The sequence below is a fragment of the Psychrobacter sp. ASPA161_9 genome, assembly GCF_051970275.1.
GTDB lineage: Bacteria > Pseudomonadota > Gammaproteobacteria > Pseudomonadales > Moraxellaceae > Psychrobacter.
In genome coordinates this window covers 163,080-178,430 of record NZ_JBEFNI010000007.1, presented here as the reverse complement: position 1 = coordinate 178,430, position 15,351 = coordinate 163,080, and the positions used below count along the sequence as shown (strand labels likewise).

13 protein-coding genes, 1 tRNA gene and 1 pseudogene are annotated in these 15,351 nt (G+C 43.4%); 7 read left to right on the top strand and 8 right to left on the bottom strand.

The window, feature by feature from the left end; translation table 11 throughout:
* Window positions 1-17: 17 nt before the first annotated feature.
* The 3 genes from ACTQ9S_RS09785 to hisB form a co-directional block, all read right to left on the bottom strand.
* Window positions 18-407, bottom strand: coding sequence for a hypothetical protein (locus ACTQ9S_RS09785; RefSeq protein ID WP_440454842.1), 390 nt, complete (start codon window positions 405-407; stop codon window positions 18-20).
* 285 nt (window positions 408-692) lie between these two features.
* Complete coding sequence (gene hisH, locus ACTQ9S_RS09780; protein WP_440454841.1) at window positions 693-1,337, bottom strand: imidazole glycerol phosphate synthase subunit HisH; 645 nt, start codon at window positions 1,335-1,337, stop codon at window positions 693-695.
* Window positions 1,338-1,994 (bottom strand): imidazoleglycerol-phosphate dehydratase HisB, encoded by a 657-nt coding sequence (hisB, locus tag ACTQ9S_RS09775; RefSeq protein ID WP_068329895.1) that lies wholly within the window; start codon window positions 1,992-1,994, stop codon window positions 1,338-1,340.
* Between the two features lie 376 nt (window positions 1,995-2,370).
* Here hisB and ACTQ9S_RS09770 point away from each other — a divergent pair, with 376 nt between their 5' ends.
* Both ACTQ9S_RS09770 and ACTQ9S_RS09765 read left to right on the top strand, forming a co-directional pair.
* Window positions 2,371-2,793 carry a hypothetical protein gene (locus ACTQ9S_RS09770; RefSeq protein ID WP_440454840.1) on the top strand — a complete coding sequence of 141 codons (423 nt, stop codon included), beginning with the start codon at window positions 2,371-2,373 and terminating at the stop codon, window positions 2,791-2,793.
* A gap of 122 nt (window positions 2,794-2,915) precedes the next feature.
* Window positions 2,916-2,991: transfer RNA gene (locus ACTQ9S_RS09765), tRNA-Phe, on the top strand.
* Between the two features lie 98 nt (window positions 2,992-3,089).
* On the opposite strand, the gene ACTQ9S_RS09760 is transcribed toward ACTQ9S_RS09765, so the two are convergent.
* Window positions 3,090-3,464, bottom strand: coding sequence for a hypothetical protein (locus ACTQ9S_RS09760; RefSeq protein WP_440454839.1), 375 nt, complete (start codon window positions 3,462-3,464; stop codon window positions 3,090-3,092).
* A gap of 205 nt (window positions 3,465-3,669) precedes the next feature.
* On the opposite strand from ACTQ9S_RS09760, the gene ACTQ9S_RS09755 reads away from it, so the two are divergent.
* From ACTQ9S_RS09755 to ACTQ9S_RS09745, 3 genes are all read left to right on the top strand, one after another.
* Window positions 3,670-4,170, top strand: coding sequence for a DUF4385 domain-containing protein (locus tag ACTQ9S_RS09755; protein ID WP_440454838.1), 501 nt, complete (start codon window positions 3,670-3,672; stop codon window positions 4,168-4,170).
* Window positions 4,171-4,300: 130 nt separating this feature from the next.
* The gene (locus ACTQ9S_RS09750; RefSeq protein WP_440454837.1) at window positions 4,301-4,978 is read left to right on the top strand and encodes a phosphoglycolate phosphatase; all 678 of its coding nucleotides are present in this window, start codon (window positions 4,301-4,303) and stop codon (window positions 4,976-4,978) included.
* Window positions 4,979-5,078: 100 nt separating this feature from the next.
* The gene (locus ACTQ9S_RS09745; protein WP_440454836.1) at window positions 5,079-6,788 is read left to right on the top strand and encodes a formate--tetrahydrofolate ligase; all 1,710 of its coding nucleotides are present in this window, start codon (window positions 5,079-5,081) and stop codon (window positions 6,786-6,788) included.
* 12 nt (window positions 6,789-6,800) lie between these two features.
* On the opposite strand, the gene ACTQ9S_RS09740 is transcribed toward ACTQ9S_RS09745, so the two are convergent.
* Entirely contained in the window at window positions 6,801-8,387 is a 1,587-nt protein-coding gene (locus tag ACTQ9S_RS09740) for a YifB family Mg chelatase-like AAA ATPase (RefSeq protein WP_440454835.1), read from the bottom strand.
* 359 nt (window positions 8,388-8,746) lie between these two features.
* Window positions 8,747-8,962 carry a hypothetical protein gene (locus tag ACTQ9S_RS09735; protein ID WP_440454834.1) on the bottom strand — a complete coding sequence of 72 codons (216 nt, stop codon included), beginning with the start codon at window positions 8,960-8,962 and terminating at the stop codon, window positions 8,747-8,749.
* Between the two features lie 68 nt (window positions 8,963-9,030).
* Between ACTQ9S_RS09735 and ACTQ9S_RS09730 the strand changes: the two genes are divergently transcribed.
* Both ACTQ9S_RS09730 and hemN read left to right on the top strand, forming a co-directional pair.
* Complete coding sequence (locus tag ACTQ9S_RS09730; protein WP_440454833.1) at window positions 9,031-11,478, top strand: penicillin acylase family protein; 2,448 nt, start codon at window positions 9,031-9,033, stop codon at window positions 11,476-11,478.
* Window positions 11,479-11,925: 447 nt separating this feature from the next.
* Window positions 11,926-13,464, top strand: coding sequence for an oxygen-independent coproporphyrinogen III oxidase (gene hemN / locus ACTQ9S_RS09725; protein WP_440454832.1), 1,539 nt, complete (start codon window positions 11,926-11,928; stop codon window positions 13,462-13,464).
* 88 nt (window positions 13,465-13,552) lie between these two features.
* Here hemN and ACTQ9S_RS09720 read toward each other — a convergent pair whose 3' ends face one another.
* Both ACTQ9S_RS09720 and ACTQ9S_RS09715 read right to left on the bottom strand, forming a co-directional pair.
* On the bottom strand, window positions 13,553-14,413 hold the full coding sequence (locus ACTQ9S_RS09720; RefSeq protein WP_068039533.1) for an SPFH domain-containing protein: 861 nt from the start codon (window positions 14,411-14,413) through the stop codon (window positions 13,553-13,555).
* A gap of 341 nt (window positions 14,414-14,754) precedes the next feature.
* Window positions 14,755-15,210: pseudogene (locus tag ACTQ9S_RS09715) on the bottom strand (NfeD family protein); the annotation flags it as partial.
* Window positions 15,211-15,351: the final 141 nt, after the last annotated feature.

The following is a 15,351-nucleotide window of genomic DNA, read 5'->3' as shown; positions in this document are numbered from 1 at the left end:
AACAAAAAACGGACTATTTAATAGTTCGTTTTTTTGTGCCGTTTAGTCATGGATTGAGGTTTATTAGTTGGATGGAAAATGGTCGTCCACTTATTCAATGCATGAAGCACATAGGGTACCAAGCAAGTATTGATAAGATCGCGGATACTTGCCTTTATGTCTATCATTCCTAATGCAGAAAAACCTCTCGGCCTAATAATATGGAGGTTGTCTAAATACTCACCCAATAAAGCAATGCCAGTCACCACGATTAACGCCATGAATGACCTAATACCTTGCTTTTTGATGATGGGCAGCAGCACAAGCAGGCATAGCAAATAAACGCCGACGCCAACATAGATATGCAGAGCATCTTTGGCCAGTCCAGTTATCTCAATGATATCGATTTTAAAGGCAGTAAAGTCCACTGGGTTGTTCCAAATTTAAGATGCCCTAGACTAACCGATAATGCTGATGCTGAATAGCATTTTTAATAGTGAGGCTAGGTAGCAAAGAGAAAATTGGCAAAACTACGACATATAGTCGCAAGGTCACGATATTACCGCTAGCCCCGACTGTAGCGGTATCCTGCTAACGACGATGGCGTTGCGGACTAGGTCTGGGAGTGGTCGCTCGGTTTTAGATGGAACGCTACCAGACCTATAAGTCTGCACGCCAGCGTCTAGGCAGATACAATCGTAAGGCGGGATTGGCTACACATCCCACTCAACGAAGTTCTTTAACAGTTGCAAGCCAGCGGTGTGGCTTTTTTCTGGATGGAACTGGGTGGCAAATAAGTTGTCTTGAATAACACTGGCACAAAATGGCTGACCATAATCACAAACGGCAGCCACTTGTGAGCTATCGGTAGGCGCGCAATAGTAGCTGTGCACAAAGTAAAAGTGCGCGTTGTTGCCTATGCCATTCCACAGTGGATGGTCAAAATCCATACCGTTAATGGTATTCCAGCCCATGTGCGGTACTTTAATCGTGGCGCCCTGCTCGTCTTTCCACGTTGGGTCAAAGGCTTCTACCGTGCCGTTTAAAATATCTAAGCAATCCGTACCGCCATTCTCAGCGGTCTGCTCAAATAACGCCTGCATACCAACACAGATAGCCATGACAGGCTTGTTAAATATCGCCTGACGTACGACCTCATCAATGCCTGCTTCATGCATACCAATGATGCAATCGCGCATGGCACCGACACCGGGGAAAACGATTTTGTCGGCTGCAGCGACGACTTTTGGGTTATTGGTAATAGATACTTCTGCGCCTACCGCTGATAATGCTTTGCCAGCTGAGTGCAAATTACCCATGCCATAATCTAATAGTGCAATCTTTGTAGCTCTACTCATCTAGAACGCCTCTTTGGTCGACGGTAGCGTATTCAACGCACGCTCATCATATTCACACGCCATACGCAGCGCACGAGCAAAGGCTTTAAAAGTAGATTCGATTTGGTGATGGCTGTTTTTGCCTTTGAGATTATCCAAATGTACCGTCATCCAAGAGTGATTGACGAAGCCGTAGAAGAACTCACTAAATAAATCGACATCGAACTTACCCACGTGTGAACGGGTAAAAGGAATGTCCATATGCAAACCCGGACGACCTGACAGATCAACGACTGCGCGCGTTAAAGCTTCATCAAGTGGCGCATAAAAATGCCCATAACGACGGATGCCTTTCTTATCGCCTAAAGCTTTATTAAAGGCTTGACCAAGCGTGATACCGGTATCTTCCACGCTATGGTGATCATCGATAAAGGTATCGCCCGTACATTTGATGTCTAAGTCAAACAAACCGTGACGCTTGATTTGATCAATCATGTGATCCAAGAATGGCACACCAGTGTCTACAGTGCCTTGACCCGTACCATCAAGATTAACGGTACAGGTAACTTGCGTCTCTGCAGTAATACGCTCGACGGTGGCGATACGTTCAGGGCGACCATGTAGGTTAAGATTTGAAGATGGATTTTGCTCAGATGTCGTTGTTGAATTGGCGGTCATGGCTACTCTCTATTAATGAAAAGCGGTCAATAAAATAGGACGAAAAAGCGCCCAATAAATTGTCATTCGTATCTAAATCAGATAATAACGGAAAAATCCAAAAGAGGGGGTAGTGTCTAGGTAAAATGCCCAGTTATTCGGTTGCTTACATAGGTTTCTTACCTAAGTTGATTACATAACTTTTATGCATTAGTTTCATGTATAAGAAACACTGCCTAGCCTCATCATAGCAAACCCTAACCACTACTGCCACGACCAAGCAGTAAACCACGCACAAAATCATGTCATTCTGCTAAAATAGTGAATTCAGTTTTATCAATCATTACCCGTACTGATTCTACAACGCCATGCTATATCAACTTACTAGGAACCAACTATGCCTTTAGAAGCGATTGCCATCAATAGCTTGGATGCCCCACTCATTAAGAAACCTGCACGTGAGAATGAGTTATCTGAGCGCCTGCATTTCTTGTATGATAGCGATGATGCGCAGCCTGATGGTGCAGAAGTATTAAACATCATCGAGCAAGGTTTTAAGCGTGGTCAGTATCTTTACGTCGGTATGTTTAATGATAAGCCTATCGCCGCCGTTGCCTGCTTTGATGATGGGCAAACTGATGCCAAGCGCTTGCAGTATCTTACCGTGCATGCAGAAAATCGAAAACGCGCCATCGATGCCAAGTTTATTAAATTGGTTTATGATGCCGAAGTGAAAAAAGGCGTACGTGAATTTGTCCCTGTTGATGCGGATATTCACCGTATCATGAGCGAATATGAGCTACTGCGTGTTAAGGATTAATCCTAAGGTTAAAACCTTGGATTGAGCTTATATTTGACTATTTATGCCTTTTTATTGCCTATTATGCAAAAACCACTTGACAGTAACGCCTATATTTAGTTTAATAGCGCCTCAACGAAGACGGCTCGATAGCTCAGTCGGTAGAGCAACGGATTGAAAATCCGTGTGTCGGCAGTTCGAACCTGCCTCGAGCCACCATTCGTTTAAGAATTCTAAAAAGCCCCGAACAGTAATGTTTGGGGCTTTTTTTATGGCCTTTTATATAGTAAGTTAGATAGTCAGTCCATAGTAAGACACTACTCTTGATACAGCCGACCGCGTAATAGCAGATTACAACGCTCACGCGAGTCTAAATCATAAATTGTTGCGCGGTAATCAATACCGTGACGCCCTTCAAAAAATATCACTCGATCGCCCACTGCTAAAAAACAAGAAGTACGGGCATCATAGATGAAACCATCAATCACGAATGCCAAATCACGATCTATCTCGCGCACCGTATAGGTCTCACCTTGCGGAATCAAACGCTCAAACCACGCGCTATGAGCCGCATTAGTGCTTAGCACACTTGTGAGTAGCAGCGCTGATATCATGAGCACGCTTGTTAATGACATCGTAAAAGTCGAGCCAGCTAAGCTTATTTTATTTATGGTGTTTTCATTCACTGTCATGACATCTACCTACTCAGACCTGCTCAATAATTGATTCTACTAATGACTCTTCTCATGCTAAACGCTTACTGTCACGGTTGCATAACATTTTTGTGCTGTTTTTTAGACAGCTGCGCTCAGTATACTCGATAGTATTGATAATGATAAATTTGACAGCTGAATTCTAGAAAGATTGCTACTAGATGATTACTAATAGGGACAAGCTATGAGAGAGTTTGATTATGATTTGGATTATAAAAACTTAGACTTACGTGCGCAGCCTGAGCTGTACCGCGTCGGTCGTGGTGAACAAGGCGTATTATTGGTAGAACCTTATAAGTCCGAAATCCTGCCGCACTGGCGCTTTGCCACGCCTGATATTGCGACAGAAAGCAGCGAGACTATTTATCAGATGTTTTTAGATTATCTGGCTGCCGATGACTTCGTCGGTGCGGATATGGCGCGCAAATTCATCCAAATGGGCTATACCCGCGCGCGTCGCTACGCCAATCATAAAAGCGGCAAAAAGTATAAGGGACCAGTACCTAGTGATAAAAAAGGCCAAAGTGGGGCCCATGGACGCGAAGAGCTACCACGGCAAGAGGAAGATCCGATTAAAGCAGAATCTGCCCGTATTTTTAAACAAAAATGGGATGAATGCCGTGAAAATGAAACCTATCTAAAGATGAAAAAGGAGCATCGTGAGCGCTATAAAGAGGTTGAATAGTAGATATTAAAAACATTAGTAACAGTTAGTTTTAACGGTTTGCTGTGCTATGGTAATACAGGATAAAAACCTAAACTTTAAATCTAATAACTTAAAAAACGAATGCAATACTTCTAGGTAGCGAGGAATAATGGATAAGCAACTTTTAATTTTTGACTTCGATGGCACCTTAATTGATAGTGTGCCAGATTTAGCTGATGCTACTAACGCGATGCTAACCACGCTTGGCAAAGAAACCTACCCTATTGACACCATACGTAACTGGGTCGGCAATGGCTCAAGAATGCTGGTCGAGCGCGCATTGGTAGGTAAGATAGAAGTCTTAGAAGGTGAATTAACGGTCGAGGAAGCCGATCACGCTGAGCAAGTGTTTTTTGAGGCTTATAACAATATTAGTGGTAGCAAAACCGTCGCCTACCCAGATGTAGACAGCGGACTAAAAAAACTCAAAGCAGCGGGCTATACGTTGGCATTAGTGACCAATAAACCCATTCGTTTCGTCCCTAAAATCTTGCAATTCTTTGGCTGGCAGGATTTATTTGTAGAAGTCTTAGGCGGTGATAGCCTACCCGTTAAAAAACCAGATCCCGCTCCTCTACTGCATGTCTGTGAGGCGTTAGATGTCACCCCAGACCAAGCGGTCATGATTGGTGATTCAAGAAACGATATATTAGCTGGACAAAACGCCAGTATGAACACACTTGGATTGTCTTATGGTTATAACTATGGGCAAGACATTCGAGAACTGAATCCTACCGAAGCATTTGATGACTTTGCTGCCTTGGTTGAATACCTTTTAAAGGCTTAATATTTTAAAAGATTGGCCTTTTAATAGAACTAGAATAATTAATTGATAAGCAAATAACCCTTTACCCTACGCACTTGCAATTTGTAACGAGACCTTTGATATGACCGTACCTAGCGATATTGCCATCGCCCAAAATGTTACCTTACAGCCCATCAATGACATTGCACAAAAACTTGGTTTATCAGCTCCACATATCGAACCTTACGGACATTTTAAGGCAAAAATAAATCCAGCCGATGTGTTTGCCATGCCAGTTAAAAATAAGCAGAGCAAGTTGATACTGGTCACTGCTATTAACCCAACACCTGCTGGCGAAGGCAAAACCACGGTCACCATCGGCTTGGCTGATGCTCTGAACCGCATACACAAGCAACAAAACAGCGGTGAGAGAACGGTGGTTGCCATACGTGAGCCATCCATTGGCCCAGTCTTTGGGATCAAAGGTGGCGCAGCTGGTGGCGGTTACGCGCAAGTACTGCCCATGGAAGATATCAACCTGCACTTTACCGGTGACTTTCATGCGATTGGGGCGGCAAATAACCTGCTAGCAGCGCTATTAGACAACCATATCTATCAAGGTAACGAGCTGAATATCGACCCCAAACAAGTCTTTTGGCGTCGTGCGGTAGATATGAATGATCGTCAACTGCGCAATATTATCAGCGGCATTGGCAAGACCACAGATGGCGTGATGCGTGAGGATGGTTTTGATATTACTGTCGCCTCTGAAGTGATGGCTATCTTGTGCTTGGCGACAGACTTAAACGATTTAAAACAGCGCCTAGGTAATATCTTAATAGCTTATAACAAAGACAAACAGCCAATCTACGCCAAAAACCTCAATGCTCATGGTGCAATGGCGGTACTGTTAAAAGAAGCCATTAAACCCAATTTAGTCCAAACGATTGAGGGTACGCCTGCCATCGTCCACGGCGGTCCATTTGCCAATATCGCCCACGGCTGTAACTCCGTTATTGCAACCCGCGTTGCCATGCATTTGGCAGACTATACGCTTACTGAGGCGGGTTTTGGTGCCGACCTTGGTGCGCAAAAGTTCTGTGATATCAAGTGTCGATTGTCAGGATTGAAACCTGATGCAGCCGTTATCGTCGCCACCATTCGAGCGTTAAAATACAATGGTTGTGTCGCCAAAGAAAATCTAACCATTGAAAACTTAGCAGCGCTTGAGCAAGGCCTGCCAAATCTAATGAAGCATATCGAAAATATGCAAGAAGTCTATGGACTGCCCGTAGTCGTCGCCATTAACCAGTTTGTCAGTGATACTGACTCTGAGATTGAGTTGGTACGACAAGCTTGCCTAGAAAAAGGCGTGGAAGTTGCCCTAACGCAAGTATGGGAGAAAGGTGGCGCTGGCGGTGAAGATTTAGCAAATACTTTACTAAATTTGCTCAATGACAACAGTCATAAACCCAGCCAATTTCGTTTAGCTTATGACAGTGACAACAGTATTGCGGATAAAATTCGCACGATTGCGCAGCGAATCTATGGGGCAGATGATATTGATATCAGCAGCGCAGCTCAGTCCAAAATACGACGCCTAGAAGAACTCAATCTCGATAAGATGCCAGTTTGTATCGCCAAAACCCAGTATTCGCTTAGTGATAATGCCAAACTACTGGGTCGGCCTACTGGTTTTGATATTCATGTGCGCGATATCAGCATTTCCTCTGGCGCAGGGTTTATCGTGGTGATTTGCGGCCCTATTATGAAAATGCCTGGATTGCCTAAACGCCCTTCAGCGGAGCATATTGATTTAGACGATGCTGGTAATATTACTGGGTTATTTTAATTTAAAAATAAACTACTTGCTCCGATAACTCAGCGCTTCAGACACATGGGCGCTCGTAATATCAATACTATCGGCAAGATCGGCAATGGTGCGTGCCACTCGTAATACGCGATGGTAACCACGCGCAGATAGATTCAAGCGTTGCTGAGCTAGCTGTAATAGCTGCTGCTCACCCTCGCCCAACTGAATATATTTATCAATCTCGCTAGGGCTCAGCTCATTATTTACTTTCTGTTGTCGCTTTAATTGATTTTTATGCGCGGCAGCGACTCGAGTGCGTACCTGCTCAGATGTTTCGCCAGCCTGAGCATCTTGCAGGTCTGCAATCGGTAACGCTGGCACGGTAATATGCAAATCAAGACGATCAAGTAGCGGGCCTGATAGTTTGTCTTGATAGCGTTTAATCTGTTCAGGTCGACAACGACAACGGCCTGATGTATCGCCATCATAGCCGCAAGGGCAAGGATTCATCGCCGCCACCAGTTGAAAGTTTGCTGGAAAGGTCATCTGCGAGTTGGCACGACTAATGGTGATTTGCTTGGCTTCTAACGGCTGACGCAATACTTCTAATACGGTACGATCAAATTCAGGTAATTCATCGAGAAACAAAACGCCCTTATTCGCAAGGGTAATCTCACCAGGTTTCGGACGTGAGCCACCACCAACCAATGCCACGGCTGAGATGGTATGATGCACTTGTCTAAATGGCCGCGTACCATAATCATAATCACTGTCTGCCACTGAATAGGTACTAGCAACCTCTAACGCGTCCTCATCACTTAGATCCGGCAGGATAGTCGGTAGCCGCGATGCCATCAACGTCTTGCCCGAACCAGGTGGCCCTGTAAACAATAATGAATGACCACCTGCAGCGGCGATTTCTAAAGCACGTCTAGCATGATGTTGACCTTTGACATCTGCCAAATCTACTTTATAACCTGCATGTTGCTGTGTCGGACTGGGCTGAACGACCTCTAAACGCTCATAAGTAGCATTTGGATTTGTTAGTGATTGCAAATGATCGCAAACGGCTTTTAGACTATCCGCCGCCAATATCTCTACCCCTTCGACACGGCTAGCCTCAGCACCATTATCCATCGGTACTATTAACTGCGCTGCTTGTGTTTCTTGCAGTTGCTCATTCAGTTGTTGTCCATTGCTCTTTAACGCCTTTGATATTTTTGACGCTTTTAATGCTAATGCTTCCGCTTTTATGGCTCGAGCGACAGCCAAGCTTCCTGTTACTTGCCGAAGATTTCCATTTAGCGCAAGCTCACCGATAAACTCAAACCCTGACAATACTTCTGGATCCAATTGATCGCTGGCTGCCAAAATACCGATGGCAATCGGCAAATCTAGCCTCGCACCATCTTTTGGTAAGTCTGCTGGCGCTAAATTAATCGTCAGGCGGCGATTGGGAAATTGAAAACCTGAATTAAGAATCGCCGAGCGCACTCTATCTTTGCTCTCGCGTACGGCGGCTTCTGGTAGACCCACAATCGTTAACGCTGGCAGGCCTTGCGACAAATGAACTTCAATGATGACCTTTGGGGCATGCAAACCGACGACTGAACGGGTATAGACTTGGGCAAACGACATCAGCGTTTCCTAATATAGAGAGCTATTGATAATAGAGCATTATTTATCAACGCGCAAATGTCGTGTTTTATTGTTTATAAACGTATCAAGTTGCAATGGTCTGAAATTACGAGTTTGGAATTAAGATAATTCATTAGTTACTGTATGAAATGCGTGATAGCAGTCTAAGTTTTTGTTGTTTAACATTTTAGAAAAGAAACTCGCTTCTAGATATAAGCCAAACGATAGAAAATTTATACCCTAAATAGCTTCATTAATTTGCTAGCAAAGACAATTAAAGTTGGTATATGATAAACAAGTGCTCTTATGCTTAATCTTATTTAACAAAGACTTACGGCTTACACTTCATTGATAACTTCTTATGACTGTTGGTACTGGTATAAGGACATTCTAAAACCTGAACCTGAACCTGAACCTGAACCTGAACCTGAACCTGAACCTGAACCTGAACCTGAACCTGAACCTGAACCTGAACCTGAACCTGAACCTGAACCTGAACCTGAACCTGAACCTGAACCTGAAATATTGAAGACCAGCAAGAGCATTATTGGCAATAAAAGGAATGTATTGATCATGTAAAGCTTAATGGTTAGCTTTTGCCACAGCTTTACATAACACCAATTAACCATGGATGGGTAAGCTTATGAGCATCAAAGTGCCTAATCAGCGTGTATGCACACTCACGCTATTGACGGTAGCAGTATCATTAGGATTGTCCGGCTGTTTCGGAGATGACGATGATAACTCTTACATTCCTTCTGTGACGTATTCAGCAGATATCCAGCGTACTGAATTCGGCATACCACATATCACTGCTAAGAATTATAAAGGTCTAGGCTACGGTGTAGGCTATGCTTTTGCTGAAGATAATATCTGCTCGTTGGCGCGTGAAATTGTGATTGCCAATGGTCAGAGCATGCTTTATTTAGAAGATGACGGTAACGTCGCTAGTGACATCTTTTATACGTGGTATAACTCCCAAACCCGACGTGCTGAATTCTTAGCGGCTCAAGACCCAGAAGTAATCGACGCTGTCAAAGGCTATGCTGCTGGCTATAGTCGCTATTTACGCGATAAAGGCGTGGCGAATCTTGACCCTGATTGTGCCGGAGCTAAATGGGTACGTGAAATCAGTGTCGATGATTTGCTAGCTCTTTATGGTAAAGCCAACTTGCGCGGTGGATTATCCAACTTTGTCGGTCCAATCGTTGCAGCAACGCCACCAGCACAGAACAGCATAATGAGTAGCTCTAGAATGCGTTCTATTGGCCCAGAACCCGAAGTTGAATTTGATATGACCACCATCAATGTACTAGATGGCGGCAGTAATGCTTATGCGTTAGGCAAAGATGTGACCGATACCAAAAGCGGTATACTATATGGCAATCCACACGAGCCGTGGAATGGAGTCCAGCGCTTTTATCAATTCCATCTTACCTTACCCGGTGAGCTTGATGTCATGGGTGCTGCCCAACAAGGTCAACCGTTCCCCAATATCGGCTTTAACAAAGATGTCGCTTGGAGTCATACTGTTTCTACCGCCAAACGCTTTACTCTTTATCAGTTGAGCCTAGTGAACGGCGACCCCATGAAGTACAACTATAAAAATAGTGACGGTAGTGTCGAACAACGTGACATCGAGAAGGTCGATGTGACTATCCAATTGCCTAATAATGAAACGTTGGTGCAGCCCATCTATCTTTCGCATTTTGGTCCTATGCTAGCGGTTGATAAGGTTAACGGTGGCTTGCCAGCTTGGGGTGCTAATAATTTGGCATTTACGATTCGTGATGCAGCATCGGAGAACCCACGATCACTTAATCAATGGCTGGGCATGAACAAAGCCACCAGTGTTGAAGATTTAAAAGATAGTATGCAAGATATCGTGGGCTTAGGGTTTGTTAATACCATTGCCACTGACAGAAATGGCAAAGCACTTTACGCTGATATCTCGACAGTACCTCATGTTACGGCACAAAAATTAAATACCTGTATTACCAATCAACCATATCTACAAGCGTTGGTTAGCTTCGACTTGCCAGCACTAAACGGCAGCACGGCTGACTGTGAATGGGGTAATGATGCAGACTCACCACAAGCGGGCATCTTTGGACGCTCAAACTTGCCATTCTTAATTCGTAATGACTATGTCGCCAACTCAAATGACAGTTATTGGTTGAGCAACCCTGAAGAGCCACTAACTGGTTTTTCACCACTGCTACGTCGACGCTTGCAGCCATTTGTAGGGCCTAATCCTGTAAACGGTGTGCCGCTGCTGATGCGTACTCGCATGGCATTTGAGCAGATACTAGATCGACTCGACAATTCGGACGGTCTTGGTGGTACTAAATTTACTGTAGACAACCTTCAAGATGTCGTTTATGGCAATCGCAGTTATGTTGCCGAGTTGGTACTTGACGATGTATTAGCGGATTGTAATGCCAATCCAATCATGCCGTTAACTAGTGGTGCAACCATCGATGCTACTCAAGCTTGTAACGTGCTAACCAACTGGGATCGTCGTGACAACCTTGATAGCAAAGGCGCTCACGTATTTAGAGAGTTTTGGCGTAATGTCAACTTCACTGAAACAACTGATGCTGCGTTTAATGTTAAATTTGATATGAATGATCCGCTCAATACGCCTCGCGATTTAATCATCGATAGTGATACGCGTAAAGCTTTAGGTGATTCAATCGCGTTTTTTAATGGCAAAAACATAGCCCTTGATGCCAAGTTAGCGGATCTACAATATGTAATCGATGCAGGCATGAACAACGCAAAAATCCCTATGCATGGCGGGCTGGGACGTGAAGGAATATTCAACGTTGCACAAGGTCAAGGTTTAAATGAGGATGGTACCTATAAACCAATTAGTAACGGTCCAACTTATATGCAGACAGTGACCTTTGATGATAAAGGGCCTGTTGTAGAAGCGTTGCTGGCCTACTCGCAATCGGCGGATACCACAAGACCGTATCACCGTGACCAAACGCGTCGCTACTCGAATAAAGAGTGGATTCGCCTACCTTTTAGCGCTAGTGAAATCTCCAATCAAGCGGTTGGTAATAAGATTAAATTAAGAGAATAGCTCTAGAGTAAATTGAAGTAAGTATTATAAAGACATACATAAGACCTCAGATAAACTCTGGGGTTCTTTGCTTATTATCGAAAAATTATATCTAATAACTGATCAACAACGTCCGTAGTTTTCTAAAAACTAAATAGACTATTAGCCCTTATTCTATGCTATGAGGTTAAATCAGAGTGGCAGAAGACGAATTGACAATCAGTGAGCGCCAACATTTACAGTCTTTTTTGGACAATAATTTTTTAAACAATTAATTCATAGCTATCGAGTCAAGTGTGGGGGTACAAAAACCAATCAACCACCACAATAATAGTAAGGATTTGCTATAATAGTCGCTATATATTTAGCCATTAATACCCTATCAAAAACTTTGATAGACCATGTTTTAGCCTTTAAAGTATGGCTATTTTTATCTTAGATAGATGGATTTGGTATAAGGAATGCCCCATGAGTGAAGTGAACATTAACACCCAGCAGCCTTACAACCATGCTAATGAGCAGCCGACTACGGTACGCCCTGTCATGCAGCCTGACAATCCGTATGCCAGTACGCGCGGCAGCATCATGACTAAGCAGCTACCCGCATTCGATGAAGCGATTATAAATAAATACAACCGCTCAGGGCCGCGTTATACTTCTTACCCGACCGCTTTAGAGTTCTCACCGATGCCAGAGGGACTTGAGACAAAAATCCTGCAGAATCGTGAAGCTCGTGCCCCACTATCACTATATTTCCATATTCCATTCTGTCGTCATCTTTGCTACTACTGCGCCTGTAATAAAATTATCACCAAAAAAAATAGCGACTCAGGCGATTATCTGCAGTATTTAATCGCTGAGATTAAGCACAAACGTCGCTTATTAGCTACGCCAGATGATAGTGATAAACCACTCGTCAAGCAGCTACATTTAGGCGGTGGTACGCCAACGTTTTTGCGTGATGCAGAGATGGTACAGCTGTGGGAGTTTTTGCAGACGCAGTTTGAGTTTTTACCTGAAGATGAAGGCGACTACTCTATTGAGATTGATCCACGTGAGCTAAGTGGTGAGACCTTAAAAGTATTACGCAACCTCGGTTTTAACCGAGTAAGTTTAGGGGTGCAGGACTTAGATGAGATGGTACAAATCGCGGTCAATCGCGTGCATTCAGCAGAGTTGATTGAAAACGTGCTCACTGAAGCGCGCGAATTGGGCTTTCACTCTATTAATATTGACCTGATTTATGGTCTGCCGCATCAAACGCCTGCTACCTTGGATAAAACGGTACGCCGCATTATCGAGATGTCGCCAGATCGTCTGTCGGTATTTAATTATGCACATCTGCCTGAGCGCTTTAAAGCCCAACGTCAAATTAAAGATGATGATTTGCCAGATCCAGCTGCGAAGCTCGCTATGCTTGGCAACACCATCAATACGCTGACCGAAGCTGGTTATCAATATATCGGTATTGACCACTTTGCTAAGCCTGATGACGAGCTGGCTGTCGCACAGCGTGAAGGCAAATTACATCGTAACTTCCAAGGTTATACCATCATGGGCGACTGTGATTTGCTAGGTTTTGGCGTCTCATCCATCAGTCAAATTGCCAATACCAACACCCGCTATATCCTACAAAACGATACGGATCTACAAGCTTATCAAGCCAGTATCGATGCGGCGCAAAACAACCCTGCTATCATGCCGGCGGTAAAAGTTATTAAAACGTCAATAAAGGATCGCTTACGTGAATATGTGATTATGAACTTACTCTGTCACGACTATATCGACTTTAGAGACGTCAATCAAAAATTCGGTATCGATGCTATTACTTACTTTATTGATGAAATTCAACAGTTGGGCGAGATGCAAGAAGATAAGCTCATCGATATGGATGCCGCCGGTATTCGCGTATTACCAAAAGGTCGTCTGCTTGGTCGTAACGTGGCCATGGTGTTTGATGAATATCTTGATAAGAAGCATAAAAATCGCTTTTCTAAAGTTATTTGATTTTATTATCTTCTAAATTAAAAAGTAGCCATAAAAAAGACCTCAACTGAGGTCTTTTTCGTGTACGTTTATAGTCGTCTATCGTCTGTTAAACTTTCAATTTATCACCAACCATACCCTTAACCGTACTTAGGATATCAGCGGGTAATACTACCATTTTCGAATTATTAGATTCAGCCAACTGACGAATCGACTTGATATACTGCTCACCAAGCAAGTAGACAATCGGCATCTCTTCATCTCCCATGGCAGCGGTAATAAGACGAATCGACTCTTCAGACCCTTTAGCCAGTACGACTTGCGCTTCCGCATCACGACGTGAAGCCTCTAGGCGACCATCCGCTTCCAAGATAGCAGCCTGCTTTTGACCATCGGCACGCGTCACTGTCGCACGACGTAGACGCTCTGCCGCCGCTTGCTCTTCCATAGATGCTTGCATGGTTTGTGAAGGGTTAATATCTTGAATCTCTACCGTTTTTAGCGTGATGCCCCAGTCAGCGATATCTTCTGAAATCGCATGCTTGAGCAATGCTTTGATCTCATCACGACTAGATAATGCGCTGTCCAAATCCATCTCACCGATGATTGAACGCAATGAGGTTTGTACTAGATTGCGAATACCATATTCATAATCTTCGATACCATAAACTGCTTTATCAGGACGTACGATATTAATATAAGCAACCGCGTTAGCAATAATTACCACGTTGTCGCGGGTAATCACTTCTTGTGACGGAATATCTAATACAATATCTTTTGTCGTTACTTTATAGGACACCGTATCAATAAAAGGAATAATCAGCGTTAAACCAGGCTCTAGCGTTTGATTATATTTGCCTAAACGCTGCACGATCCATTTATAGCCTTGCGGTACGATACGCACTCCCTTAAAGACGGTCAGGGCAATTAAAGCAACTAATACCAGCATAACGATACTAATACTATTCATGCTACTCACGATGCTATTCATAATGCTCTCCTTGAACCATTGCCATAAATGGTGCAGCAATGTCTTATTTATTTAATCTCTACAACTCCGATGTATCTTACGATCTTGCAAGTAATTGCTATGCTGAAAAGAAAACAATATCTCATGCTACTAAATAAACGTTGCCAATAAAGTGCTGAGACCGCTTACTTATCTGTAAACTTTTTTTTAAGACGATCTCTATCAAGACCAGGTTTATTAAGATTTAACCTATTAACCTGAGCTTTACTTGCGACAGGACGACTGCCAACAACAGGGGCAATATTAGGCTGATTAACGATAGGTGCTTCTATACGCTTAGTTGGCGCGACGATCAACTCATTACCACTGATATCAGTGACAATAACTCGATCACCTACTTCGACCGTTTCATCATGTGTCCGGCATGGCCATTCATCTGCACCCACAATAGGTACATTGAAACGTACCATTCCAAGTTTACCCGCTTGCGGCTTAACGACAATCATACCAGTTTCACCGATAATCACACTGCCACCCAATCCAGCTTTTGTACGGTCTATCGATAATGGCTTAATATATTTAACCCAAGCAAACATGAACAATACCGACAAAGCTAGCCAAATAATAACTTGTAATATTAAGGGGACAGGTAATAACCATGACAGAGCAGCAACGATAATAGCAGCAGCGCCAAACCAAAGGCTTGCAAAGGTAGGGATAAATATCTCAGCAATCATTAATAAAAAGCCCAATACCAGCCAGTGCCAAGGTTCAATCATCCAAATAGTCTCAATCATCAGCGTACCCTCCTTTGCAGTTCTAGCTTTTAATGTAGCACATTTTGTCGCTTAATAATGTCTTAAAAATCAATACAGTATTGTCATTCATGGGAATGATGTAGCTTGGTTTATGAAGATATAGTTTTCAAATAAATTTAA